General features: G+C 33.4%; 24 protein-coding genes and 1 pseudogene. 18 read left to right on the top strand and 7 right to left on the bottom strand.

What is annotated here, in order from left to right:
• Positions 1–104 precede the first annotated feature (104 nt).
• The 7 genes from hisD to hisIE all read left to right on the top strand — a co-directional run bounded on the left by hisD (position 105) and on the right by hisIE (position 6,880).
• Positions 105–1,388: a histidinol dehydrogenase gene (gene hisD, locus OLM51_RS12370; RefSeq protein WP_264550920.1), complete on the top strand. Its 1,284-nt coding sequence runs from the start codon at positions 105–107 to the stop codon at positions 1,386–1,388.
• A 117-nt stretch (positions 1,389–1,505) separates the two neighbouring features.
• The gene (gene hisC, locus OLM51_RS12375) at positions 1,506–2,552 is read left to right on the top strand and encodes a histidinol-phosphate transaminase (protein ID WP_264550921.1); all 1,047 of its coding nucleotides are present in this window, start codon (positions 1,506–1,508) and stop codon (positions 2,550–2,552) included.
• A gap of 179 nt (positions 2,553–2,731) precedes the next feature.
• Positions 2,732–3,868: a bifunctional histidinol-phosphatase/imidazoleglycerol-phosphate dehydratase HisB gene (gene hisB, locus OLM51_RS12380; RefSeq protein ID WP_264550922.1), complete on the top strand. Its 1,137-nt coding sequence runs from the start codon at positions 2,732–2,734 to the stop codon at positions 3,866–3,868.
• Between the two features lie 101 nt (positions 3,869–3,969).
• Entirely contained in the window at positions 3,970–4,563 is a 594-nt protein-coding gene (gene hisH / locus OLM51_RS12385; protein ID WP_264550923.1) for an imidazole glycerol phosphate synthase subunit HisH, read from the top strand.
• Positions 4,564–4,675: 112 nt separating this feature from the next.
• The gene (gene hisA, locus OLM51_RS12390) at positions 4,676–5,401 is read left to right on the top strand and encodes a 1-(5-phosphoribosyl)-5-[(5-phosphoribosylamino)methylideneamino]imidazole-4-carboxamide isomerase (RefSeq protein ID WP_264550924.1); all 726 of its coding nucleotides are present in this window, start codon (positions 4,676–4,678) and stop codon (positions 5,399–5,401) included.
• A gap of 82 nt (positions 5,402–5,483) precedes the next feature.
• A complete protein-coding gene (gene hisF, locus OLM51_RS12395; RefSeq protein ID WP_264550925.1) occupies positions 5,484–6,239 on the top strand; it encodes an imidazole glycerol phosphate synthase subunit HisF in 756 nt (251 codons plus the stop codon).
• Between the two features lie 44 nt (positions 6,240–6,283).
• On the top strand, positions 6,284–6,880 hold the full coding sequence (gene hisIE, locus OLM51_RS12400) for a bifunctional phosphoribosyl-AMP cyclohydrolase/phosphoribosyl-ATP diphosphatase HisIE (protein WP_264550926.1): 597 nt from the start codon (positions 6,284–6,286) through the stop codon (positions 6,878–6,880).
• A 141-nt stretch (positions 6,881–7,021) separates the two neighbouring features.
• Here hisIE and OLM51_RS12405 read toward each other — a convergent pair whose 3' ends face one another.
• Genes OLM51_RS12405 through OLM51_RS12415 form a run of 3 tightly spaced genes read right to left on the bottom strand, consistent with a single transcriptional unit; the run spans position 7,022 to position 9,128 of the window.
• Complete coding sequence (locus OLM51_RS12405) at positions 7,022–7,435, bottom strand: thiol-disulfide oxidoreductase DCC family protein (protein ID WP_264550927.1); 414 nt, start codon at positions 7,433–7,435, stop codon at positions 7,022–7,024.
• Position 7,436: 1 nt separating this feature from the next.
• Complete coding sequence (locus OLM51_RS12410) at positions 7,437–7,934, bottom strand: GNAT family N-acetyltransferase (RefSeq protein WP_264550928.1); 498 nt, start codon at positions 7,932–7,934, stop codon at positions 7,437–7,439.
• Between the two features lie 15 nt (positions 7,935–7,949).
• Complete coding sequence (locus OLM51_RS12415; protein WP_264550929.1) at positions 7,950–9,128, bottom strand: thioredoxin family protein; 1,179 nt, start codon at positions 9,126–9,128, stop codon at positions 7,950–7,952.
• 172 nt (positions 9,129–9,300) lie between these two features.
• On the opposite strand from OLM51_RS12415, the gene menD reads away from it, so the two are divergent.
• The 9 genes from menD (at position 9,301) to OLM51_RS12460 (ending at position 18,795) form a co-directional block, all read left to right on the top strand.
• The gene (gene menD, locus OLM51_RS12420; RefSeq protein WP_264550930.1) at positions 9,301–10,974 is read left to right on the top strand and encodes a 2-succinyl-5-enolpyruvyl-6-hydroxy-3-cyclohexene-1-carboxylic-acid synthase; all 1,674 of its coding nucleotides are present in this window, start codon (positions 9,301–9,303) and stop codon (positions 10,972–10,974) included.
• Between the two features lie 75 nt (positions 10,975–11,049).
• On the top strand, positions 11,050–11,391 hold the full coding sequence (locus tag OLM51_RS12425) for a DUF2853 family protein (RefSeq protein ID WP_264550931.1): 342 nt from the start codon (positions 11,050–11,052) through the stop codon (positions 11,389–11,391).
• Between the two features lie 146 nt (positions 11,392–11,537).
• Positions 11,538–12,392 (top strand): S1 RNA-binding domain-containing protein, encoded by an 855-nt coding sequence (locus OLM51_RS12430; RefSeq protein ID WP_264554289.1) that lies wholly within the window; start codon positions 11,538–11,540, stop codon positions 12,390–12,392.
• 820 nt (positions 12,393–13,212) lie between these two features.
• Positions 13,213–14,046, top strand: a complete 834-nt coding sequence (locus OLM51_RS12435; protein WP_017498510.1) for a 1,4-dihydroxy-2-naphthoyl-CoA synthase — start codon at positions 13,213–13,215, stop codon at positions 14,044–14,046.
• Positions 14,047–14,141: 95 nt separating this feature from the next.
• On the top strand, positions 14,142–15,104 hold the full coding sequence (gene menA, locus OLM51_RS12440; protein WP_264550932.1) for a 1,4-dihydroxy-2-naphthoate octaprenyltransferase: 963 nt from the start codon (positions 14,142–14,144) through the stop codon (positions 15,102–15,104).
• A gap of 30 nt (positions 15,105–15,134) precedes the next feature.
• Positions 15,135–15,812: a metal-dependent hydrolase gene (locus OLM51_RS12445; RefSeq protein ID WP_264550933.1), complete on the top strand. Its 678-nt coding sequence runs from the start codon at positions 15,135–15,137 to the stop codon at positions 15,810–15,812.
• A gap of 108 nt (positions 15,813–15,920) precedes the next feature.
• Positions 15,921–16,436: a DUF2199 domain-containing protein gene (locus OLM51_RS12450; protein ID WP_264550934.1), complete on the top strand. Its 516-nt coding sequence runs from the start codon at positions 15,921–15,923 to the stop codon at positions 16,434–16,436.
• Positions 16,437–16,446: 10 nt separating this feature from the next.
• Positions 16,447–17,649 (top strand): tetratricopeptide repeat protein, encoded by a 1,203-nt coding sequence (locus OLM51_RS12455; RefSeq protein WP_264550935.1) that lies wholly within the window; start codon positions 16,447–16,449, stop codon positions 17,647–17,649.
• Between the two features lie 108 nt (positions 17,650–17,757).
• A complete protein-coding gene (locus OLM51_RS12460) occupies positions 17,758–18,795 on the top strand; it encodes an o-succinylbenzoate synthase (protein WP_264554290.1) in 1,038 nt (345 codons plus the stop codon).
• 203 nt (positions 18,796–18,998) lie between these two features.
• On the opposite strand, the gene OLM51_RS12465 is transcribed toward OLM51_RS12460, so the two are convergent.
• Together OLM51_RS12465 and OLM51_RS12470 are read right to left on the bottom strand one after the other, a co-directional pair.
• The gene (locus OLM51_RS12465; protein WP_264550936.1) at positions 18,999–19,547 is read right to left on the bottom strand and encodes a hypothetical protein; all 549 of its coding nucleotides are present in this window, start codon (positions 19,545–19,547) and stop codon (positions 18,999–19,001) included.
• 19 nt (positions 19,548–19,566) lie between these two features.
• Positions 19,567–20,478 carry an OmpA family protein gene (locus tag OLM51_RS12470; RefSeq protein WP_264550937.1) on the bottom strand — a complete coding sequence of 304 codons (912 nt, stop codon included), beginning with the start codon at positions 20,476–20,478 and terminating at the stop codon, positions 19,567–19,569.
• A gap of 196 nt (positions 20,479–20,674) precedes the next feature.
• Between OLM51_RS12470 and OLM51_RS12475 the strand changes: the two genes are divergently transcribed.
• Complete coding sequence (locus tag OLM51_RS12475; protein WP_264550938.1) at positions 20,675–21,151, top strand: CYTH domain-containing protein; 477 nt, start codon at positions 20,675–20,677, stop codon at positions 21,149–21,151.
• Between the two features lie 2 nt (positions 21,152–21,153).
• The gene (locus OLM51_RS12480) at positions 21,154–22,122 is read left to right on the top strand and encodes a YpdA family putative bacillithiol disulfide reductase (protein ID WP_264550939.1); all 969 of its coding nucleotides are present in this window, start codon (positions 21,154–21,156) and stop codon (positions 22,120–22,122) included.
• A 76-nt stretch (positions 22,123–22,198) separates the two neighbouring features.
• Here the strand turns inward: OLM51_RS12480 and OLM51_RS12485 are convergent.
• Together OLM51_RS12485 and msrA are read right to left on the bottom strand one after the other, a co-directional pair.
• Positions 22,199–23,766: pseudogene (locus tag OLM51_RS12485) on the bottom strand (protein adenylyltransferase SelO).
• A 96-nt stretch (positions 23,767–23,862) separates the two neighbouring features.
• The gene (gene msrA / locus OLM51_RS12490; protein WP_264550940.1) at positions 23,863–24,396 is read right to left on the bottom strand and encodes a peptide-methionine (S)-S-oxide reductase MsrA; all 534 of its coding nucleotides are present in this window, start codon (positions 24,394–24,396) and stop codon (positions 23,863–23,865) included.
• Positions 24,397–24,485 lie beyond the last annotated feature (89 nt).

Below are 24,485 nucleotides of genomic sequence, written 5' to 3' on the forward strand. Positions count from 1 at the left end.
AAATTCAATTTTTAAATTCCAAATTCCAAGCTTAGCGTTGATTTTTAAAATAAAGAATTGGAATTTGGGATTTTAGAAATTTGGAATTTAATATTGAAAATATTATGAATAAAATAGACAATCCAAAACCAGAAATCTGGTCAGAAATATTAAAAAGACCAACACAAACAATTGATGACATTGAAGTTACAGTAAAAGAAATTTTTAAAGAAGTTCAGAAAAAAGGAGATGAAGCGGTAGCAAAATACACTTCAATCTTTGACGGAATAAGTTTAGACAATTACGAAGTTTCTGAAAACGAAATAGAAGAAGCAATTAAATTGATTCCAAATGAGCTAAAAGAAGCAATTGAACTTGCAAAATCAAATATTTACAAATTTCACAGTGCTCAAAAAACAGACAGAATTTCAATAGAAACAGTTGAAGGCGTAAATTGCTGGCAGGAAAAAAGACCAATTCAGAAGATTGGTTTATATATTCCGGGCGGAACAGCACCTTTGTTCTCTACCGTTTTAATGTTGGCTGTACCAGCTGAAATTGCAGGCTGCAAAGAAATCGTTTTATGTTCACCACCTGATAAGAACGGAAAAATAAATCCGGCTATTTTATATGCGGCTAATTTATGCGGTGTAACCAAAATTTTGAAAGTAGGAGGAATTCAGGCTATTGCGGGAATGACATTTGGTACACAATCTATACCAAAAGTATATAAAATTTTCGGACCAGGAAATCAATTTGTTACCGTAGCAAAACAATTGGCGACTCAGTTTGGCGTGGCGATTGATATGCCGGCAGGTCCATCAGAATTACTAATTGTTGCAGATGAAACTGCTGTTCCTGCGTTTGTAGCATCAGATTTATTATCACAGGCAGAACACGGTACAGACAGTCAGGTAATCTTAGTTTCGACTTCCAGAAAATTGATTAATGAGGTAGAAGAAGAAATTCAGTCACAGTTGGAGATACTTCCAAGAAAAGCAATCGCGAAAAAAGCAATTGAAAATTCTAAATTAATTTATGTTGAAAATGATCAGGTTGCATTGGATTTAATCAATGAATACGGACCGGAACACTTTATTATCTGTTCCGAATATGATGATTTTTACTGCAACGGAATCGTAAATGCAGGCTCCGTTTTTATTGGGAATTATACACCGGAAAGCGCAGGAGATTATGCTTCAGGAACCAATCATACTTTACCAACAAACGGATATGCTAAGAATTACAGCGGTGTAAATCTGGATAGTTTCATGAAATCAATGACATTTCAGAAAATTTCAAAAACAGGAATTCAAAAGATTGGAAAGGCAATTGAAATTATGGCAGAAGCTGAAGGTTTACAGGCGCATAAGAATGCTGTAACGTTGAGATTAAAGAGTTTAGAATAGAGAAGATAGAGCAAAGAATAAAGAGTAAAGAGTACAGAGTAAAGAATATAGAAAAATACTAAAGATGAGAAGTCTATTTTCTTTACTCTATTTTCTATATTCCAAAAAACAAAAGAAATGAAATTCGATATAAACACAATTACACGTGAAAACGTAAAATCATTAAAACCATATTCGTCGGCTAGGGATGAATTTGAGGATTTTGATACAGCCGAAATGATTTTTTTGGATGCCAATGAAAATCCGTTTCAAAATGGAGTAAACCGTTATCCGGATCCGCAACAGAATTCGGTTAAAGCAATTTTGGCTAAAAACAATAACACAAAACAAAGTCAGATTTTATTAGGAAATGGAAGTGATGAAGTTTTAGATTTACTTTTTAGAGCTTTTTGCGAACCAAAAAAAGATAATATTATTTCGTTACCGCCAACATACGGGATGTATGGAGTGCTGGCAAACATAAATGCAGTAGAAAACAGAGAAATTCTTTTAACAACTGATTTTCAGCCTCAGATTGAAAAGATTCTGAAAGCAGTAGATCACAATACAAAAATAATCTTTTTATGTTCCCCAAATAACCCAACAGGAAATTCATTTTCTGATGAAAGCGTGATTAAATTACTTCAAAATTTTAGTGGCTTGGTTGTGATTGATGAGGCATATATAGACTTTTCTGAGAAAGAAAGCTGGCTGGCAGAAATTGATACTTACCCAAATTTAGTAATTACACAAACGCTTTCAAAAGCCTATGGTTTGGCCGGAATTCGCTTAGGAATTTGTTACGCTTCAGAAGCTGTAATTTCGGTATTAAATAAAATAAAACCGCCTTACAACGTAAACGAATTAACACAGCAAAGAGCCATTGAACGTTTAAGAGATTCAGAAAAAATAAAACAGGAAATAACCTCTATAATTAAGCAAAGAGAAGAATTACTTAAAGTTTTACTTGAAGTTAGTTTTGTTGAAAAAGTGTATCCAACTGAAGCCAATTTTGTTTTAGTAAAAGTAGATGACGCAAACAAAAGATACGATCAGTTAATCGAGAAAGGAATCGTAATTCGTAACAGAACAACACAGCCATTATGCGAGAACTGTCTTCGTTTTACAATTGGAACAGAAGAAGAAAACGCCGTTTTGATTAAAGAATTGAAGTTGTTAAAATAAGAAAGAGATAGTCCACAGATAACACAGATTGAACGGATTATTTTTTTATTTTGTTTGTCTTATTTTTCGCCACGAATTACACAAATTAACACAAGTTAAATTAGTGAAAATTTGTGGAATTCGTGGCTAAAGAAATCATTTTAATCTTTTTAATCTGTGGCAGAAAAAAAATATAAAGCATGAAAAAAGTACTTTTTATCGATCGTGACGGAACGATCGTTTTAGAACCTGAAAATTTACAATTGGATAGTTTGGATAAATTGGAATTTTATCCAAAAGCGTTTCAATATCTGGCTAAAATTGCCAATGAATTAGATTACGAATTAGCAATGGTAACCAATCAGGACGGACTTGGAACAGATAGTTTTCCTGAAGATACGTTTTGGCCAACGCAAAATTTTATTCTAAGAGCTTTTGAAAATGAAGGAGTAATATTTGATGAAATTTTTGTAGACCGAACTTTTCCGGAAGAAAATGCGCCAACACGCAAACCAAGAACGGGAATGTTGACAAAATATTTAAATAATCCGGAGTATGATCTGGCAAACTCATTTGTTTTAGGTGATCGTTTAACCGATGTTGAGCTTGCTAAAAATCTTGGTGCAAAAGCCATTTTCATGAATAATACTGATGGATTTGGAAGTAATGAAATTTCGTTAAAACGGGAAGAATTAAACGAAACGATAGCTTTGCAAACCATGGACTGGAAAACGATTTACGAGTTTTTGAAATTAGAAGCGCGTTCGGCATCCATTACACGCAAAACAAACGAAACGGATATTTACATCAATTTGAATCTTGATGGAACCGGAAAAAGTAAAATTGAAACCGGAATTGCGTTTTTCGATCACATGTTAGATCAAATTGCACGTCACGGTCAAATGGATCTTGAAATTCTTGTAAAAGGTGACTTAGAAGTCGATGAACACCACACCATCGAAGATACAGCAATTGCTTTAGGTGAAGTTTTTGCAAAAGCATTAGGAAATAAATTAGGAATCGAGCGTTACGGATTCTGTCTGCCTATGGATGATTGTTTGGCACAGGCAGCAATTGACTTTGGAGGAAGAAACTGGCTGGTTTGGGAAACTGAATTTAAACGTGAAATGGTGGGTAAAATGCCAACAGAAATGTTCTATCACTTCTTTAAATCGTTTACAGACGGAGCAAAAGCCAATTTAAACATAAAAGCAGAAGGAACTAACGAGCATCACAAAATAGAGGCAATCTTTAAAGCTTTCGCAAAAGCGATAAAAGTAGCAGTAAAAAGAGATACAGAAAAAATGATTTTGCCTTCGACAAAGGGAATGCTTTAATTAAGTCAAAAGTTGAAAGTCATAAAGTCAAAAGATTTCCAAACTATGGATGTCAAAAGTGACTTTAAGACTTTAGACTTTGGACTTTAAGACTAAATAAAATGAAAATAATAATCATAAATTACGGAGCAGGAAATATTCAGAGCATTATGTTTGCTATTGAAAGATTGGGTTTTAAGGCTGTTTTGAGTAATAATCCTGAAGAAATTCAGTCGGCAGATAAAGTTATTTTTCCTGGCGTGGGCGAGGCGAGTTCAGCAATGATTAAACTTCGTGAAAGTGGCCTGGATAACCTGATTCCGCAATTAAAACAACCCGTTTTAGGAATTTGTCTCGGAATGCAGTTAATGTGTAATAAAACCGAAGAAGGAAATACAGTAGGTCTGGGTATTTTTGATGTTGATGTTTTGAAATTTTCAAACAACGTAAAAGTACCACAAATGGGATGGAATCAGATTTATGATTTAAAAACGGATTTGTTTAAAGGAATTTCAGAAAATGAATTCATGTATTTGGTTCACAGTTTTTATGCTCCAAAATGCGCGGAAGCTATTGCAACAACCAATTACGATGTTGAATATGCATCGGCTTTGCAAAAAGATAATTTCTACGGAACTCAGTTTCACCCAGAGAAAAGCGGTGATGTTGGGGAGAAAATACTAGGGAACTTTCTTAAATTAAATTCCAATATTTAAATTCCAAAATCCAATTTGAAATATCAAAAATCAATTTCAATTAAAATAACAGTTTTTGAGAATCAAAAAGACTTTAAGACTTTCAACTTTCAAACTTTAAGACTAAACAAAAATGAGAATAATACCAGCCATAGATATCATTGACGGAAAATGCGTTCGTTTGTCCAAAGGGGATTATGATACCAAAATAATTTACAACGAAAACCCGCTTGAAGTAGCAAAATCATTTGAAGCGCACGGAATTGAATATCTGCATTTAGTAGATCTTGACGGCGCAAAATCAAGCAAAATTGTCAATTATAAAATATTAGAACAAATTGCGTCACAAACCAGTTTAAAAATAGACTTTGGGGGTGGATTAAAATCGGATGATGATTTGAGAATTGCTTTCGAAAGTGGTGCAAACCAAATTACCGGCGGAAGTATTGCAGTAAAAAACAGAGCAATTTTTGAAAAATGGATTTCTGAATATGGTTCTGAAAAGATCATTTTGGGAGCTGATGCAAAAGACGAAAAAATTGCTGTTTCAGGCTGGTTAGAAGATTCAGATGAAGAATTAATCCCATTTATTCAGGATTATCAAAGTAAAGGGATTCAGTATGTAATTTGTACTGATATAGCAAAAGACGGAATGCTTCAAGGCCCAAGTTTTGATTTATACAGCAAAATTTTAGCCGAAGCAAGCGGCGTAAAGTTAATTGCTTCAGGCGGAATTTCAACTTTCGATGAATTACCAAAATTAGCCGAAGCAGGCTGCGAAGGAACAATCATTGGGAAAGCAATTTACGAAGGAAGAATTACCTTAAAACAACTGGAAAACTACATAATTAGAAAATGAGATAATTTGATAATTAGATAATTTATGCTTTGTGCGAAATAATTATCTAATTGACTAATTATCTAATTAACACATTAGATAAATGTTAGCAAAAAGAATTATACCTTGTTTGGATATAAAAAACGGAAGAACGGTAAAAGGCGTTAATTTCGTTGACTTACGTGATGCTGGAGATCCAGTAGAATTAGCTGAAATTTATTCGAGAGAGGGTGCTGACGAATTGGTCTTTCTGGATATATCTGCAACAGAAGAAAGACGTAAAACACTCGTAAATATGGTACGAAGTGTAGCGGAAAAAATCAATATTCCGTTTACAGTTGGCGGCGGAATTTCGTCTGTAGAAGATGTAGAAATTCTGTTAAATAATGGCGCAGATAAAGTTTCGATTAATTCATCGGCAGTCAAAAATCCACAATTGATTAATGATTTGGCTCAAAAATTCGGCAGCCAGTGTGTTGTTGTTGCAATTGATGCGAAACAAATTGATGGACAATGGATTGTGCATTTGGTTGGAGGAAAAGTACCAACAGAATTAAATCTGTTTGACTGGGCGGTTGAAGTTGCAAAACGAGGCGCAGGTGAAATTTTATTTACTTCTATGGATAATGACGGAACTAAAAATGGTTTTGCAAACGAAGCCTTGGCAAAGCTTTCTGAATTAGTAAATATTCCAATTATTGCTTCGGGAGGTGCCGGAAACATTCAGCATTTTGTAGATTCCTTCAAAGAAGGAAAAGCAGACGCAGCTTTAGCAGCAAGTGTTTTTCACTTTAAAGAAATCGAGATAAAAGCGTTAAAACAAGAATTAAAAAATAACAATATAGAAGTCAGACTTTAGTTTTAACTTTAAGACTTTCGACTTTACAACTTTAGACTAAAATTATGGACATAGATATCAAAAGCGCAAACGGATTAATTCCGGCTATAATTCAGGATTCAGAAACTAAAAATGTTTTAATGCTGGGGTATATGAACGAAGAATCGCTTCAAAAAACAATTGAAACTCAAAAAGTAACTTTCTTTAGTCGTTCTAAACAAAGACTTTGGACAAAAGGGGAGGAGAGCGGTAACTTTTTAAATCTGGTAAGCATCAAAAATGACTGTGACGGTGATACACTTTTGATTCAGGCAAAACCTGTAGGCCCAACATGTCACACAGGTGCAGATACTTGCTGGCAGGAACCAAATACGGCTAATTATGGATTTATTTCTCAATTAGAAGAGACTATCAAAACCAGAAGAGAAAATGCTGATTCTGAGAAAAGTTATGTGGCTTCTTTATTTGAAAAAGGGATCAATAAAATTGCGCAAAAAGTAGGAGAGGAAGCTGTAGAAGTTGTTATCGAAGCCAAAGATGATAATGACGATCTATTCCTTAGCGAAAGCGCCGATTTATTATTTCATTATCTGATTTTATTACAGGCAAAAGGTTTTCAGTTAAATGACGTTATTGAAGTGCTAAAAAAACGTCAGAAGTAATTATTTAGCTTAGTTCTAAGCCTTTTGTTATTTCGACTGAAGGGAGAAATCGCACTAGTAAATCAACAAAGATTGGCGTACTTCTAGTGCGATTTCTCGTTTCTCGAAATGACAAAAAAACATAATTTTCCAGATATATTTCTACAAAAACTTAGCCTTTAATTCCGGAGTTGGAATCATACAACTTTCTTTTTTTCCGTACCACTTGTAGCGATTTTTAGCAATATAATTATAAATGATATTGCGAAGTTTTTCCGGAAAAATTTTACATATAGAGAGAACACTATAAATACCACCAAGATCTTCAGCAATTTCAATAACTGCCGACGATTTGTAATAATAAGCAACACCGGGATGATACAAAATAATACTGTCTATTTTGCTTTGATCTACCCCAATATAATTGCATATTTCTTTTCCTAAATCAGATTGTAGTGCTACAAATCTAAACAGGTCTTTTTTATCATTTTTTATAATAAATTGGACAGCACTGTCGCATAAATTGCAAATGCCATCAAAGAGGATTATTTTTTTGTTTAAAGGAAGATTTTGCATACTACTTCAAAATCAATTGCATAAAAACTAAATCAAGCCAATGATCAAATTTGTAACCCACTTCGCGAATTGTACCTGTGGCAACAAAACCAAAACGTTCATGAAAAGCAATACTTCCGGCATTATCGGCATCGATAGCGCCAATCATAACATGATATCCCTGTTCTTTAGCCAGGCGAATCAATTCGGTTAATAATTGAGAACCAATTCCTTTACCAATTACATGATCAACTACATATACAGAGTGTTCCACAGTATATTGATAACCAATTTTTTCACGAAACTGACCGTAACTTCCAAAACCAACCACTTCACTATCTAAGTCTGCTATCACTATGGGAAGATTTTTAGCTTTTTTATCTTCAAACCATTTCGTTTGCACATCAAGAGTCTGAACCTCATAACTATAATTTGCAGTGGTATGCAAAATAGAATGATTTACTATTTCAAGAATTTTTTCTAAATCATTAGTAGTTGCCGGTCTTAGCTTTACTTCCATATTATATTGTAAAAGTTATTTAGTATTTAATTCGGCCAACAAAGTATCAACTTCTTTTGTACTCCAGGTCATTTCGGTGCAAATCTCTTTGGCGTCTTTTGCATACTGCAAGGCCAGTTTCTTGTCCTTTATTTTATTATAAAGCCGGGCCAGTAATAAATTTCCATCATAAGAATCATTTAACTCTATGGAATGTTTCACCCAAAAAATGGACTTTTTCAGGCTTTCTGTGTCTTTTATGTGTTTAAGATAGGTATTTCCAATGTCTTTCAGAAAACTCGCATCATTCCAAACTAACTTTTGAGTATCCTCAAGAGTTACTGATTTATAAAATTGCCATTTTTCAGTTCTTTCAGCAAGAGTTAAATCAAATTTAAAAACCAGTGAATCTGTTTTTTGCAAACGAATAGATTTTGCAACCTCTCTTTGTTTGTAATAGTTTACAGTGTCCAGATTATCAACCAAAGGACGAAGTAATTCTGTCACAATACTTTCTATTTTACGATCAACACGGTTTTGCGAAGCTACAGCAGCAAATTCCTTTTGATGATTTAAAACATATTGAAATTCACGTGATTTAATATCTGTTACGCCATTTGCTATAACACGCCAATTGGTTTCGCTAACCAATTGTGCATCTGATTGTGTGTTTAAATATGTATGTGTTGGTATAGATAAATCTGTTCTGTCTTTTCCTTTTTTTAGCGTATTCAAATAGGTAAAAAACTTGTCTGAATTGGATGGATCATCCAGAAATATTTTTTCTAAATATGGAAGCTGCAATTTGGGATTTAAGGCATTATTAGCTTCAGTCAAAAATTCAGGTGTTTTCATTTCTCCTTTTAAAGCATACAAAAGTGTTTCATTAGCAGGATCAATAAATAAAAACGTAGGCAATGATTTGGTATTGAATTTATTCTTAAGCGTAATTCCTTCTTCTTTTTCAATATTCTTCCAGGTGCAAACATAGTTTTTCTTTAAAAACTCTATAACTTTCGGATCACTAAAAACCTCTTTCTTCATTAAATTGCAATGCGGACACCAATCGGCATAAAGCATCACAAAAAGAGGCTTTCCTTGTAATTTGGCAGTTTCCAAAACTTTCTGATAAGGAATATCTTCAGGCACAAATTGATTCTGTGACTTTATAGATTGAAAAGATATTATAAAAAAGAATATATATAAGAAACGCATATTACTTTGAGTTTTGTCAATAATTCACTTTTACAAATATATTCCCTTTTTTGATAATGGTTCTTAATATATTCCCATTTATAAGTTAAATCAAACCCGAAGTTTGTAACTTTGTGTTCTTGAAAAGAAATCCTAAATTGTGGTTTTCTTTATAAAATAATACACCGTAAGAATGATTTACCCCAAAATAGCGCTTGCACAAAGCATTATCGAAATTTGTTTAGCAAAAGGAATCACCAATATTATAATTTCTCCAGGTTCAAGAAACGCACCTTTAACCATTGGTTTTGCACAACACCCAAACTTCACATGCTATAGTATTGCTGACGAACGGTGTGCAGCATTTTTTGCTTTGGGAATCGCACAACAAACTCAAAAACCAACAGCAGTTGTTTGTACTTCAGGATCTGCTTTACTAAATTATTATCCGGCTGTAGCAGAAGCATTTTACAGTCAGATTCCGTTAATTGTGATATCAGCAGATCGTCCTCAAAGTAAAATTGATATTGGAGACGGGCAAACCATTCGTCAGGAAAATGTTTTTAAAAATCATTCTGTTTATAATGCTAATTTAACGGAAGAAGCTTCCGACGAAAATGATCTAAAAATCAATAAAGCAATTGAGACTTCTATTCTTCAGAAAGGTCCGGTTCATATTAATGCACCATTTGAAGAACCTCTATATGAAACAACCGACACTCTTTTGGTTCAGCCAAGAATTACAGAAATAAAAGAAACAATCGGGACCAAAACTATTGAAAACGAGGCCGAATTTATTTCGATTTGGAATAATGCCAAACGAAAACTAATTCTGGTTGGTGTAAATGAAGTGAATAATGTAGACGAGAAAGTTATAGAGAAGCTTGCTGCGCATCAATCTGTTGTTGTATTAACAGAAACAACATCAAATTTGCATCATCCGAGCTTTATTAACAGTATTGATACTCTGATAACTCCTTTTGACGATCATGATTTCAATGCCTTTCAGCCTGAAGTTTTAGTAACATTTGGCGGAATGATTGTTTCAAAAAGAATCAAAGCTTTTTTACGTAAATATAAACCATTACACCATTGGCATATTGATACTTTGCGTGCCTATGACACTTTTAGTGCATTAACGAAGCATTTTGTAATGCATCCAAATGATTTCTTTACCGAATTGTTGTCTAAAACAAAAAGTATTGAAAGTGATTATTTTGCTAAAATCAGTAAAATCTATCATCTTAGAACTACAAAGAGAGCAGAATATTTAGAAAAAACTGCTTTTTCAGATTTTAAAGTCTTTGAGAAAGTTATAGAAACTCTTCCAAAAAACAGTCAATTGCAAATAAGTAATAGTTCTGCTATTCGATATGCACAATTAATAGATATTGATCCGTCGATCGAAGTATTTTGCAATAGAGGAACCAGTGGTATCGACGGTAGCACTTCTACGGCAATTGGGGCTGCAGTTGGAAACTCAAAACCAACTGTATTTATTACAGGAGATATTGGCTTTTTGTATGATAGTAATGCTTTATGGAACTCTTATATTCCAAAAAACTTCAAAATTATTTTAGTTAATAATGGAGGTGGTGGTATTTTCAGGATTTTGCCAGGACACCAGGAAAAACCTGTTTTTAATACCTATTTTGAAACTTCTCATGATTTAACTGCAGAGCATTTGGCCAATATGTATAAACTAAAGTATTTCACGGCTAAAGATTTAGAATCTTTAGAGGTTAGTTTAAATGGTTTTTATGCTGAGCATGATTCTCCTTGTATACTGGAAGTTTTTACACCAACCCACAAAAACGATGTTATTTTGAAGGAATACTTTAAAGAGTTAAATGAAATTGTAAGTTAAATTGTGTTAAATATTTATTTTGTATTATGATATTTTTTAATATTGGTGTCTAATTATAACCCAATACTAAATATTATGAGCAAAAGAGAAGAGTTAATCGACAAATATGCTAAAGATCTAAAAGAAAAATGCGGTGTAATCGCAGATATGGATTTACTAACTAAAGTAACAATTGGCTGTGGACCTGCAATTTATAATGATGACGCATCTACAATCGCTGCCACTCAGCAATCAGAACTGGATACGGTAAAGAATAATTTTCTGATTAAGAAACTTGGCTTAAAGAATAGTCCTGAATTAGATCAGGCATTAAATGCAGTTTTAGAAAAGTATGGTAAATCTAATAAACACAAATACAGAGCAGTTGTCTATTATTTACTTACAGTACATTTTAAAAAAGAGAGTATTTACAAATAGATTTTAAAACAATCAGGAATTAGAAAAGCGTTATGATCATAACGCTTTTTGTTTTTTATATAAAACATTATTCGCGTTACACTTTCAAACTTCGTACATTTGTGCCATAGAAACTCAGTTGCTTATCAACTTAGAATAATATGAATATGATCGAAATTGGAAAATACAATACACTAACTATATTACGTGATACAAAAGTGGGCTTATTTTTAGGAAATCCTGAAAAAGACCCTGATGGAATACACGACATTTTATTACCAAACAAATACGTTCCGAATAAATTTGAAATAGGCGACGAACTTGTCGTTTTTGTTTATTTGGATCACGAACAACGTCCCGTTGCTACAACACTTGAACCTTATATTTTACTGAATGAATTTGCTCTTTTAAGAGTTAATTACATCAATAATGTTGGTGCTTTTATGGACTGGGGAATGGAGAAAGACATTCTTGTTCCGTTTAAAGAGCAGGCACGTCCAATGGAAAAAGGAAAGCGATACCTTGTTTATCTTTATAAAGACGAAAAAACAAATCGTCTGGTTGCTTCAAGTAAAACAAATCAGTTTTTAAACAATGATCACTTAACTGTTGAGAAAGGGGAAGAAGTAGATTTAATTGTTTCTCATATTACTGAAATTGGTATTAATGTAATTATTAATGAGCAGCATAAAGGTCTTTTGTACAAAGATGAAGTTTATGATGATGCTATAAGAACCGGGGACAGAATGCGCGGTTACATAAAAAATATTCGTCCTGATAATAAAATAGATGTTGCATTACAAGTACAAGGATACCAAAGTATTGAGCCAAATGCAGAAAAGATTTTAGATGAATTAAGAGCCAATCGTGGCTTTTTACGCCTAAATGACAATTCGCATCCGGAAGATATTAAAACGGTATTAAAAATGAGTAAAAAAACCTTTAAAAAAGCCATAGGAGCTTTGTATAAAGACAAACTCATCGAAATTAAAGAAGATGGAATTTATCTTGTAAAAGAATAATTTCTTTAAAATTTTAAAATAAAAAAAATCCAAATTCCAATACACGACAAAGTGTTGGAATTTGGATTTTTTAATGGAGTTTAAAATTTTGGAATTTATTCGCAAGAATTATTATAACAGGAAAGGCTGCTCATTACAAGCAGCCTTTCCCTTTTTTTATTCTAGTTTTAAAAAAAATTGTAATTAAAAAAAAACAGAAATAAAATAATTTCGAATCCATTAAAAAAGCAACGACCTTATTACTTTTAGAAATTACTTTCTTATATGGGTATGTCTTTAAACAATTGATACATTCGTATTCATTACAAAACCTCAATTTCGCGGCTAATCCATTTGGTTTGATAAAATAACTTTTAGAAAGTTTCGGTTAGTATTTTTCCTCTTTTCGTAATCAATCTTGATACTAATTACTAAACAATTCTAGTGTTTAACCTTAGGTGCTACTATCTCCTTTTTGAAGTTTCAACAAATGAATAAATCATTTGCTCATTATTTATGGCTTTTTTACTAATCTGAACCATCAAAAAATGAGCGACAAATTTTTTAAATTTTCTCAAAAAAATCATTTTTTAGGTTAATAAATCAGTGAAAGAAAATCAATCTTATATCAACAAAATAATTTGTATCTCGTTGATTTCTAGGATATAAAATTACTTATATTTTTCTAAACCTAGTGTTAAAATGTGTTATTTTTTGTAAGTAAATACCAATTGTTAACATTGCATGTAATTTTAGCATAGACTAAAAGCAAATTGAGTAGGTCAAAATGTAAAAATGCCTTATTTTTACACTATAATTATTTAAAACTAAACAAATAGAAATGGATTGGATTACTGCCAGAGAATTTGAAGACATAACATATAAAAAATGTAACGGAGTTGCCAGAATTGCTTTTAACAGACCAAATGTTAGAAATGCTTTTCGTCCTAAAACAACCTCAGAATTATATCAGGCTTTTTACGACGCACAGGAAGATACTTCAATTGGAGTTGTTTTGCTTTCTGCAGAAGGTCCTTCTACTAAAGATGGAGTTTATTCTTTTTGTAGTGGAGGAGATCAAAACGCGCGTGGGCACCAGGGTTATGTAGGTGAAGATGGACAACACCGTTTGAATATTCTTGAAGTACAACGATTAATTCGTTTTATGCCAAAAGTAGTTATTGCTGTAGTTCCTGGTTGGGCAGTTGGAGGAGGACACAGTTTACATGTAGTTTGCGATATGACTTTAGCAAGTAAAGAACATGCTATTTTTAAACAAACAGATGCCGATGTCACAAGTTTTGACGGAGGTTATGGTTCTGCTTATCTTGCCAAAATGGTTGGGCAGAAAAAAGCCAGAGAGATTTTCTTTTTAGGAAGAAATTATTCAGCACAGGAAGCAATGGATATGGGAATGGTAAATGCTGTAATTCCTCACGATGAGCTTGAAGCTACAGCTTATGAGTGGGCACAGGAAATTCTTCAGAAATCGCCAACTTCTATAAAAATGCTGAAATTTGCCATGAACTTAACAGACGACGGTATGGTTGGGCAGCAGGTTTTTGCAGGAGAAGCAACTCGTTTAGCGTATATGACAGAAGAAGCTAAAGAAGGAAGAAATGCATTTCTTGAAAAAAGAAAACCAAACTTTGGTGAAAATAAATGGTTACCATAAATTAATAAAATTCTTTTAGGTTTCAAGTTTCATGTTACACGTTCTGCGAATAACCTGAGACCTGAAACTTAAAACCAAATAAACTAAAAAATAGAATGAAACACTGGATTGAAGCCGCAAGATTACGTACATTACCTTTATCTGTTTCCGGAATTATAGTTGGAAGTATTTATGCACTTTCAAACCCTACAGCAACCATCAACACTCCAACTGAAGTATTTAGCTGGAAGATTTTTGGTTTTGCTCTTTTAACAACACTTGGTTTACAGGTCTTATCTAATTTTGCCAATGATTATGGTGATGGAGTAAAAGGTACTGATAATGCTGACAGAGTTGGTCCACAAAGAGCAATTCAAAGTGGTGTAATAACACCGCAGGCAATGAAAAAAGCAATAATAATAACATCCTTTTTAACTTTATTATCTGCTATAATCCTGATTTATTTCGCTTTTGGAAAAGATAATTTCGGATACTCAATCTTTTTCTTATTATTAGGAATTGCAGCTATTATTTCAGCAATTCGCTATACAGTTGGGAATTCTGCCTACGGTTATAAAGGATTCGGTGATGTATTTGTTTTCATTTTCTTCGGATTGGTAAGTACTTTGGGAGTTAACTTTTTATATTCCAAAGAAGTTGATCCACTTTTAATACTTCCTGCAATTTCAATTGGTTTACTAAGCGTTGGAGTTTTAAATTTAAACAACATGCGCGATGAGGAATCTGACAGAAAATCTGGAAAAAACACAATTGTAGTTCAAATTGGCGGAGCAAAAGCTAAAATTTATCATTTTACGTTGATTATTACTGCAATGCTTTTGGTGGTAATTTTTGCTATTTTAAGTGATTATCGTTTTGATCAGTATTTGTTTTTACTAGCGTATATTCCTTTAACGAAACATTTAATCACCGTTTCTAAAAATCAGAATCCTAAACTTTTAGATCCGGAGTTAAAAAAACTGGCATTAAGTACTTTCCTGCTTTCAATATTACTAACAGTATGTATGATTTCACTGATTTCTGATATAATTGTAAATCTGTTCTTAGGCGGAAGATAAAATAAAGTTCAACACTAAAATTTTATAAAAATGAAAATTACATTTTACGGACACGCTTCTTTAGGCATCGAAGTAGGAGGAAAACATATTATTGTTGACCCTTTTATCACAGGAAACCCACAAGCTTCGGCAATTGATATCAATACGCTAAAAGCTGATTATATATTATTGACACATGCACATGGTGATCACGTTCTGGACGTTGAAGCTATTGCTAAAAACACCAATGCAACGATTGTTTCAAATGCTGAGATCACAAGTTACTACGCAAAATTGGGATTAAACGCACACCCAATGAATCACGGAGGAAGCTGGAACTTTGATTTTGGAAAAGTAAAGTATGTAAATGCGATTCATTCAAGCTCTTTTCCTGACGGAACTTACGGAGGAAACCCGGGTGGTTTTGTAATCGAAGGCGAGCATAAAAACATTTATATCGCCGGTGATACAGCACTTACAATGGATATGAAACTGATTCCGTTGCGTACCAAATTAGATTTAGCCATTCTTCCAATTGGAAATAACTTTACTATGGATGTTGAAGACGCTATAATTGCTTCTGATTTTATAGAATGTGATAAAATTTTAGGATATCATTTTGATACATTTGGTTATATCGAAATCAATCATGAAGAATCTATCCGCAAGTTTTTTGATCAGGGAAAAGATTTAATGCTGCTTGAAATAGGTGAATCAATAGAATTATAATAAGAAACTAAACCCACTATATCTTTTTGTGGCTCCGATAAGTATCGTAACCACAAAAAAATATCACTTCCCGGGGCAGTAAATTGCCATTTTACAACAAAATCATTAATGGAAGATTCAAAATATATTTGTGAATGCTGTGGTCAGGAGCACTCAGAATGGCCAGCTTTAGGCTATATTTCTCCAGATGTTTATGCTCGTCTCTCAGAACAAGATAAAGAAGAAATCGCTGTAATCGATGAGGATTTTTGTGTTATCAAGCACCCTGATCAGGTTGATCGATTTATTCGTTGTGTTTTGATTCAGAAAGTAAACGATCACTGCGAAGATCTTGAATATGGTCTTTGGGTTTCTTTAAGCGAAAAAAGCTTCGAAGATTATCTTGAAAATTATGACAATGAAAATCATGAAACACAATACTTTGGCTGGCTAAACAATAAAATTCGGGAGTATGAGTTTTCCAAAAGTATCCCTACAACAGTAGTCACTCAAAAAGGAAACAGCAGACCGGTAATTTTTCCACATCAGGATTTTGATCATCCATTTGTAAAAGATTTTTATGAAGGAATTACCAAAGCAGAGGCTGAAAATAGGATTCAGGCTATGATTAATGGCATTAAATAAATTTTTAAATATGACTTTCAAAAAAACAATTCTATCTCTTTTAGTCGTTCTTTCATTTAATGCTTTTGCTCAAAAAGATGGTTATTGGGATAAAGAACGTGCAACAACAAAAGAAATTGTAGTTTCAGCTCGTGACCGGATTGTTCTTAAAACAGAAGATTTGCCTGTTGGGACAACCGAAATTGTGTACCGAATCACACTTCTGGATGAAAATCAGCAAATGGCAAATAGTCTGGTTTCTCTGTTAAAATCAATTCCAGACCCAACCGGAATCAGTCAGGGATCTGCCGGAGCAGTATTCTTAATGTCTAAAATTTCTGGTGATGATACCTGTACTTATGCATTGTTTACCTCTGCAGAAAGTTCAAAAAAATATATTGATGACGGAAAAACAGAAAAAGCCTGCTATGCACAAGAAGAAGCTTTAAGCAAAGATGCTAAAAGGCTGTCATTGGACAAATCTTCTTGTTTAGGTCAGAATGTAAGCAATATCTGGTTTGGTTTTCATAGCAAGAACTGGCTTTTAAACCAAAAAATTGTTTTAGAAGTTGTGCCCTGGGTAGATACTAAACTTAACAGAGGATGGAATCAGGACAATAAAAACGAAATTATCAGTTTATGCAAAACATCAACAATGGCACAGAAAATGGTCAATTCAGATGATTTTTGCGTTTGTATTTTGGATAAAATCATCAAACAATACCGTTATACAGAATTCCAGAAGTTATTAGCCATCGAGAAGACAAAAGTTTACAAAGACTTCGGAAATACCTGTTATAAAGATGCTGATATTTCTAAAAATGTGTTTAATGATTTAAGAACTCAGGCATCGGCTTTAATTAAACAGCAAAAGTATAATGAAGCAATTCCTAAGTTAAATACTATAATAAACGAAGGAAAAGGAACTGCAGTAGATTATAGTTCGATTGGTTACTGTTATATTTTAACAAAACAATACGCTAAGGCACTTAAATTTTTGCAGGAAGGTGAAAAAGTTGATGATACTGAATTATTAGTTAAATTAAACTTAGCGCATCTTTATCTGGTAAGTAACAATTATAGTGATGCAAAAGCAATTTACAAGAAATATCAGAATCAAAATGTAACCGACAGTTTGAGCTGGAAAGATAAAACTAAACTTGATTTTACTGTTTTTCAAAAGGCGGGTTTACCGTCAAAAGATTTCGAGAGAGTTCTAAATCTTTACAATTAAAAAAAAAATCACCATATAAGTGATATAAGTAAATATAATTCAAGTTCTGGTATTGTATTTTTTTAATAAACTTATATCACTTATATGGACATAAAAAAAACTACAATTTTGAAAGCATTTTACCATAAATACATGCTCGAGTTTAAAGTTCCTTCCGGAACGTCTCGGGGTATCATGACCGAAAAAGAAACCTGGTTTATTGTCCTTGAAGAAAATGATAAAAAAGGAATCGGGGAGTGTGGTATTTTGCGTGGTTTAAGTGCTGACGATCGCGAAGATTACGAAGAGAAACTTAAATGGGCCTGCGAGAATATTCATTTAGGAGAAACAGTACTTTGGGAATCTCTTTTAGAATTTCCATCTATTCAGTTTGGAGTTGAAATGGCTTTTTTGTCTTTAAAAAGTGAAAATCCATATCTGTTATTTCCATCTGATTTTACCCGTAATTCCAAATCAATTGTTATAAACGGTTTGGTCTGGATGGGAGAAGCCTCATTTATGAAGCAACAAATTGAAGATAAATTGGCAAACGGTTTTGACTGTATAAAACTAAAAATTGGCGCCATTGATTTTGATAAAGAATTAGAATTACTGCAATATATCAGAAGTCATTTTTCTGCAAAACAAATCGAAATCAGGGTAGATGCAAATGGGGCTTTTGCATTAAATGAAGCTTTAGATAAACTAAAACAACTCAATCAATTTGAACTACATAGCATCGAACAGCCTATTAAAAAAGGGAATGTTCAGGCGATGAAAGATTTATGTTTAGAAACGCCTTTTCCAATAGCATTAGATGAGGAATTAATAGGTGTTTTTTCATTTGAAGAAAAAGAAAATCTATTGCAAAAAATAAAACCTCAGTATATTATTCTTAAACCAAGTTTTATTGGAGGATTCAGAGGAACACAGGAATGGATTACTTTGGCAGAAAAATACCATATTGGCTGGTGGATTACTTCTGCATTAGAAAGCAATATTGGTTTAAATGCGATTGCGCAATGGACATTTCTGCAAAATTCTCAAATGCCTCAGGGATTAGGAACCGGAGCACTTTACACTAATAATTTTGATTGTCCGCTAGAAGTAAAAGAAGGGCAGTTGTGGTACAATAATAGCAAAAACTGGGATTCTCCCAGTTTTTAGGTTCAAAGGCTCAGAGTTGCAAAGGTTCAAAGTTTTTTTGTTTTTGTTGCTTTGCAAGTCATTGACATACAAACATAGTAAAAGAACAAAGGTGTAGAGTAAAACCTTTGCTACTCTGCACCTTTGCACCTATTAAGACAAAAAAAGATACAGAGTAAAGTTTTTAAACCTTTGTTCCTCTGTACCTTTAAACCTATTTTTATCTACTCTTTTCCGCCTAATAAGCTATCCTGCCAGTCTTTTAACTCCTGCCATTTGCCTTCATAAGCCAGTAAAGCTTGTCTTGCCCATGTACTTGGGTTGTGTATTGCATAGTTCTCACCACCACCATCTAAAATAGATTGAGATTTTTCTGTTGGAGTTTGAGACAATTGATGCCAGGTTGTAATTCCTGCATCATGATACAATGCTTCGATTTTTGGGCCAATTCCTTCCACAATTTTCAAATCATTCTCTTTAATTTTCTTTCCAAATACAGTTGCGGCCAGTGCGCCATCAAATACAATTGCTGCTGCTGTTGCGGCAAACGATTGTGGAGCAGCTGTAATTTTAGCTTTTGCAGCCAAATCAGCTTCTAGTGAAGCGATTTTAGCATTTAGATTTTTTGTATTGGCTTTGCAGGCATCCAAATCTTCCTGTAAAGAAAGTGAAAGTGAATCATCTCCTTTTGAATTCATTTTTCCTAGTAAGTAACCCAAAATTCCACAGATTAATCCCACTAGTGCCGGTATTAAGATACAAGGTATATTCATGATCGTATATTTTGATTAGTTATTTAATTGTAATTACAGTTCTTCTGTTGTTTGCTTTGCCCTCGGCAGTCGTATTCTCACCTACAGGCTCATCGGGTCCTTTAGATTCAGTAGTAATTCTGGCAGCATCAATTCCGTTTTTAACTAAATAGTTTTTGGAGAATTCAGCTCTTTTTTGTCCAAGAATAATATTTGCATCACGATTTCCAACATTATCTGTATGTCCAACGGCTAAAATTGTAGCATCTTTTACATGTTCCATATATTTTACAATATCAGCAACTTTCTGTTTTTTAGCATCGTTTAGTTTATCGCTGGATTTATTTGTATTAAAGTTCAGAATCAACGGATCCTCGTTAATTTTTGACTTTAATAAACTCCATTCATCTGTAGCAACAGCTGTAGTGTCAATGGTTTCAAATCTATACTCGGCCGGGCCTAAAAGTGTGTCGAGATTCATTTTCCAGGAATCCTTAATTTCACCTTTTGTATCAAACTGTGCAGCAGGTAAACCTTGGGAAACAAAATAATTTTTGACATCATTAGCTCTTGCAAGTCCAAGATTCTCAAATTTTGTTGTATTTGTTTCATCAGAAGTAGCATACCCCGTAATAGTCACCTTTTGTTTGGTGTTTGCGATCAGAAATGTTTTTAGATTATTAATTCCAATCGTCACAGAATCACTGACTGGCTGGATTAATGTAGGGCTGTTTTTCAAAAACTTGAGATTATCATTGGTATGATAATCAATTCCGGAACCATTAAGAACAAAAGGAACAGAAATACTTTCCTTTTCAACAACTACTGGTACTTTTTCAGTATCAGTGGCAGGTTTTTCCATATTGCAATTACAACAAAACTTTATGTACAAAAATGTACCCAGAATAATTGTTAAAACAATACCTAAGAGGTAAAGTGCTTTTTTAGACATAAGTAATAGAATTTAAGATTCAATCAAATTTAACGAAAATAAACATACGTAACGAACTAGTAATCAATCAAATTGGTTGCATTTTAAAACGAATCAAAAAAATGAAACAAGATAAAAGAGATCTCATAAATTTAAAATTCAGATTTCAGGACTGAATTTAAATGAGTAACTTGCAGAGTAATTAATCTAGAAAAAAATGCTGGAAATAGAAAGAAAGTTTCTTGTAAAATCGGATGATTTTAAAGAACAGGCTTTTGCTCAAAATAAGATTGCTCAAGGGTATTTAAGTTCAATTCCTGAAAGAACAGTACGTGTCAGAATTAAAGGTGATAAGGCTTTTATCACTATAAAAGGTCTGGGGCACCAGGGCGGTATGTCACGTTTTGAATGGGAAAACCAAATTCCGCTTGAAGAAGCCGTTGAATTAATGAAACTCTGCGAGAAAGGTAAAATCGAAAAGACCCGCTATGAAATACAAGCTGGTAAATATGTTTTTGAAGTAGATGAATTTTACGGAGAAAATGAAGGCCTGGTAATGGCAGAAATTGAATTGGAATCTGAAGAAGACGATTTTGAAAAACCGGACTGGCTGGGAGAAGAAGTAACAGATGATAAAAGATATTACAACGCTTATTTAAGTCAAAATCCTTTTAAAAACTGGGGAAACAAATAATTATGACAGACCAATACGATTTAATTATTGTTGGAGGTGGTCCAATTGGACTAGCGTGTGCAATTGAAGCTCAAAAGAAAAATTTACGTTATATAATTATTGAAAAAGGCGCTCTGGTTAACAGCATATTTAATTACCCATTGTATATGACCTTTTTCTCAACAGCCGAAAGACTTGAAATTGGCGATATTCCGTTTAATTGTTTAGCACCAAAACCAGGACGCCAGGAAGCTTTGGAATATTATAGAAATATTCACCGCTACTTTAATTTTTCCATAAAATTGTTTGAAAAAGTAATGGAGATTAAAAAAAATGCAAATTCTCTTTTTGAAGTTTTAACGGATAAAGATCTTTATAAGACTAAGAATATTGTTCTTGCTACCGGGTTTTATGATATTCCGATAAAAATGAATGTAAAAGGCGAGGAGTTCTCAAAAGTTCGTCATTACTATAAAGAAGCCCACGAATATGCTTTTAGAAATGTATTGGTAGTTGGAGCCAATAATTCTTCTGTTGATGCCGCTTTAGAATGTTGGAGAAAAGGCGCTAACGTAACGATGGTGATTCGCAAAAACGAAATAAACAGCAGGGTGAAGTATTGGGTTAAACCTGATATCGAAAACCGAATTGCTGAAGGGAGCATTAAAGCCTATTTTGAGTCCAATATCACTGAAATTAAGGAAAACGAAGTTGTAATCGAAACGCCAAATGGAAAAGTTACCATTGAAAATGACTTTGTTCTTGCTTTAACCGGATATAAACCAGACTTGAATTTTCTTGAAAATACCGGAATTCAGCTTTCTAATGATGAATTGAAAATTCCAGTCTACAACCCAGAAACTATGGAAACTAATATTGAAGGATTATTTCTTGCAGGAGTGGTTTGTGGCGGAATGCAAACGCATAAGTGGTTTATCGAAAACTCAAGAATTCACGCCAATCTGATTGTAGATTATATTACCTCAAAATAAAAAAAGTTGCCACGAATTCATAAAATTTTAATGTTTAAGAATTATTAAACCAATTCGGGAATTCGTGGCAAAAAAATTAAGAACTACAAGACAACATCGAGCATCCTACTTTAGATCTTGCCCAATCTGGTCTTTTTGCAAACCATTTTTCATATTCTGGTTGTTCTTCGTACGGTTTTTGCAGCAGCGTGTAAAATTCATTTATTAATGAATAATCCTCTTTGTCAGCGGCGTCTATTGCAAGTTGTGACATATAATTTCGTAAAACATATTTCGGATTTACTAAATTCATTTTTGCTGAACGTTCTTCATCAGATAATGATTCAGATTTTAATCTTTCAAGATAGATTGTAAACCATTTTTTCCAGGCTTCCAAAATTTCTCCTGAAATTTCTTCTGTTTTATAGAAAGAAAACTCAATTTTCTCCATTACTTTTTCAACAGAATCTAATGAATTAATGGTACTTAGATTTCTAAAGAATATGGTCATATCTGTTTCTGAAAGCTGCAGAACTGCTTCAAGCCCTGAAATCAGTTTATCATCAGCATCAATTGAAGTAGATAAGCCTAATTTACTTAGAAACATCTCCTTATAATCGGAATTAAAATCAATCATAAAGGATTCTAATATCTTTTCTAAAGGTTCTGCCTCATTAATTAAAGGATAAAGTGCATTTGCTAATTGATACAAATTCCACTGTGCAATTTGCGGCTGATTGCCAAAACGATATCTTCTGTTCTGACTGTCTGTTGTATTTGGTGTCCAGGTTGGATCGTAATTTTCCAGCCAGCCATAAGGTCCGTAATCAATAGTGATACCGTGAATGGACATATTATCGGTATTCATTACACCATGTACGAAACCAACTCGCTGCCAATGCAGAATCATTTCCCGGTTCTGTCGGCAACTTTTTGAAACAATTGTAAATATTGCTCTTTTGGTTCTCCTTTTATTTCCGGATAATAGTATTTGATAGTATATTCTACAAACTGTTTTAAATTTTTAAGTTCGTTTCTTGCCGTTAGCATTTCAAAACTTCCAAATCGGATGAATGATGGTGCAACACGACAAACAATCGCACCTTTTTCGTAAGCAGGATTTCCGTTGTACAAAATATCACGCAGCACCTGATCTCCGGAAAGCATTAAAGAAAGCGATCGGGTAGTGGGAACTCCCAAATGAAACATTGCCTCTGCGCACAAATATTCTCTAATAGAGGAACGCAAGACAGCCAAACCATCTGCAGTTCTGGAATATGGAGTTTTCCCTGCGCCTTTAAGCTGAAGCATAAAAAACTGATTATTATGCTCTACTTCGGTTAAGTTAATTGCACGTCCGTCACCTAGTTGCCCTGCCCAGTTTCCAAACTGATGTCCAGCATAAGACATGGCATATGGTCGGGATTCCGGAAGGATCTCTTTTCCTGAAAACACATTTAAAAAGGCCTCAGATTTAATTTCTTTCTTTGAGATTCCAACCATTTCTGCCACTTCTTCAGAGGCGTGAATTAGTTTAGGATTGCCCGGTTTCGTCGGATCTACAAAAGAAAACACCGTGTTTTTAACCTGACGAATTTCATTTTTTACCTCAGGATCTGCGGGTAATTCGGCAGTAAACCTATTTTTTATTTTAAGATTTTTCATTTCTATTTTTTCCTTTTTCTACCAAAAATTATAATGATTTCATTTCAGAAACCAAACGGATAAAATCTAATCCGTACAATTTATGGCAAAACCAATTTAATCTATTAATCTGTCGGCGTACATTTTTTTAAGCTTTTGAACCTTCGGATCGATCACAATCTGACAGTATCTCGCATCCTGATTATCATTGTAATAATTTTGATGATCTTCTTCAGCTTCATAAAAAACTTCAAAGGGAACTAATTGAGTCACAATAGGGTCTTCATAAAAAGGTTTTACTTCTTCAAAAACCTGCTCTGCTATTACTCTTTGTTCTGCATCATGATATAAAACAACAGATCGATACTGGGTTCCAACATCGGCACCCTGGCGATTAAGTGTTGTAGGATCATGACTTGTCATGAATATAAAGATCAGATCATGATATGAAATTATGTCAGGATTAAATGTAACCTGTATTACTTCGGCATGTCCGGTTCTGCCGGTACAAACCTCGCGATAAGGCGGGTTTTTTATAAAACCTCCTGAATATCCTGATTTTAAAGATTCTACACCTTTTAAACGCTGAATTACAGCTTCAATACACCAAAAACATCCACCACCAAAGGTGGCAACTGATAAATTTTTCATATAAAAAGTATTGTTTGTTTTTATTGCCTATTAATCCGATAGAATATTGTGATAATTTACTTAAAAAAAGACCTTTTAACTAAAGATAC

It is taken from the genome of Flavobacterium sp. N2038 (assembly GCF_025947185.1).
GTDB lineage: Bacteria > Bacteroidota > Bacteroidia > Flavobacteriales > Flavobacteriaceae > Flavobacterium.

Coding starts and splice junctions, on each gene's coding strand:
- OLM51_RS12475 (WP_264550938.1), top strand. CDS start 20,675: ATGCTGGAAATAGAAAGAAAGTTTCTTGTAAAATCGGATGATTTTAAA.
- hisH (WP_264550923.1), top strand. CDS start 3,970: ATGAAAATAATAATCATAAATTACGGAGCAGGAAATATTCAGAGCATT.
- OLM51_RS12425 (WP_264550931.1), top strand. CDS start 11,050: ATGAGCAAAAGAGAAGAGTTAATCGACAAATATGCTAAAGATCTAAAA.
- OLM51_RS12450 (WP_264550934.1), top strand. CDS start 15,921: ATGGAAGATTCAAAATATATTTGTGAATGCTGTGGTCAGGAGCACTCA.
- hisD (WP_264550920.1), top strand. CDS start 105: ATGAATAAAATAGACAATCCAAAACCAGAAATCTGGTCAGAAATATTA.
- OLM51_RS12470 (WP_264550937.1), bottom strand. CDS start 20,478: ATGTCTAAAAAAGCACTTTACCTCTTAGGTATTGTTTTAACAATTATT.
- hisC (WP_264550921.1), top strand. CDS start 1,506: ATGAAATTCGATATAAACACAATTACACGTGAAAACGTAAAATCATTA.
- menA (WP_264550932.1), top strand. CDS start 14,142: ATGAAACACTGGATTGAAGCCGCAAGATTACGTACATTACCTTTATCT.
- OLM51_RS12455 (WP_264550935.1), top strand. CDS start 16,447: ATGACTTTCAAAAAAACAATTCTATCTCTTTTAGTCGTTCTTTCATTT.
- hisIE (WP_264550926.1), top strand. CDS start 6,284: ATGGACATAGATATCAAAAGCGCAAACGGATTAATTCCGGCTATAATT.
- msrA (WP_264550940.1), bottom strand. CDS start 24,396: ATGAAAAATTTATCAGTTGCCACCTTTGGTGGTGGATGTTTTTGGTGT.
- OLM51_RS12430 (WP_264554289.1), top strand. CDS start 11,538: ATGATCGAAATTGGAAAATACAATACACTAACTATATTACGTGATACA.
- OLM51_RS12405 (WP_264550927.1), bottom strand. CDS start 7,435: ATGCAAAATCTTCCTTTAAACAAAAAAATAATCCTCTTTGATGGCATT.
- OLM51_RS12415 (WP_264550929.1), bottom strand. CDS start 9,128: ATGCGTTTCTTATATATATTCTTTTTTATAATATCTTTTCAATCTATA.
- OLM51_RS12435 (WP_017498510.1), top strand. CDS start 13,213: ATGGATTGGATTACTGCCAGAGAATTTGAAGACATAACATATAAAAAA.
- hisA (WP_264550924.1), top strand. CDS start 4,676: ATGAGAATAATACCAGCCATAGATATCATTGACGGAAAATGCGTTCGT.
- OLM51_RS12410 (WP_264550928.1), bottom strand. CDS start 7,934: ATGGAAGTAAAGCTAAGACCGGCAACTACTAATGATTTAGAAAAAATT.
- menD (WP_264550930.1), top strand. CDS start 9,301: ATGATTTACCCCAAAATAGCGCTTGCACAAAGCATTATCGAAATTTGT.
- OLM51_RS12480 (WP_264550939.1), top strand. CDS start 21,154: ATGACAGACCAATACGATTTAATTATTGTTGGAGGTGGTCCAATTGGA.
- OLM51_RS12445 (WP_264550933.1), top strand. CDS start 15,135: ATGAAAATTACATTTTACGGACACGCTTCTTTAGGCATCGAAGTAGGA.
- OLM51_RS12465 (WP_264550936.1), bottom strand. CDS start 19,547: ATGAATATACCTTGTATCTTAATACCGGCACTAGTGGGATTAATCTGT.
- hisF (WP_264550925.1), top strand. CDS start 5,484: ATGTTAGCAAAAAGAATTATACCTTGTTTGGATATAAAAAACGGAAGA.
- hisB (WP_264550922.1), top strand. CDS start 2,732: ATGAAAAAAGTACTTTTTATCGATCGTGACGGAACGATCGTTTTAGAA.